The organism is Neobacillus drentensis (genome assembly GCF_036965425.1).
Taxonomy (GTDB): domain Bacteria; phylum Bacillota; class Bacilli; order Bacillales; family Cytobacillaceae; genus Neobacillus; species Neobacillus drentensis_F.
In genome coordinates, this window is the sequence record NZ_JBALPP010000113.1 from 1 (window position 1) to 331 (window position 331).

Consider the following 331-nt stretch of genomic DNA (forward strand, 5'->3'; position numbering starts at 1 on the left):
TGTCGAAAATTCCAATTGTAAAAATTGACAAAAAAAGCTGGAAGGCAGGAAAAAAATACCCTGTTTTATTTTATAATGGACTTGCCATTTTTCAAAAGCAAAAATTTATAAATAATCTTAGTTTTAATGACGCGCTCTTAATGAGTTGGCTGACAGAAAAGAAGATTTCACTAGAAGAGAATATTAATGAAAATGGGAAGCTTTTGGCGGCAGTTAAACTGGAAGCTCCAAAAATGAAGGTGAAATTCGAGAAAGGAACACCCTCCCCCAAGTTTTCTATTGAATTATCTATAAAAGGAGATTTGCTGGAAAAAGTTGACCGAGTAAATTT

At 32.9% G+C, this 331-nt stretch carries 1 protein-coding gene; it reads left to right on the forward strand.

Annotated features, from left to right (window positions below):
* Nucleotides 1–331: Ger(x)C family spore germination C-terminal domain-containing protein (locus V7161_RS24235; RefSeq protein ID WP_335715415.1), on the forward strand; the 331-nt coding region annotated here is incomplete at both ends.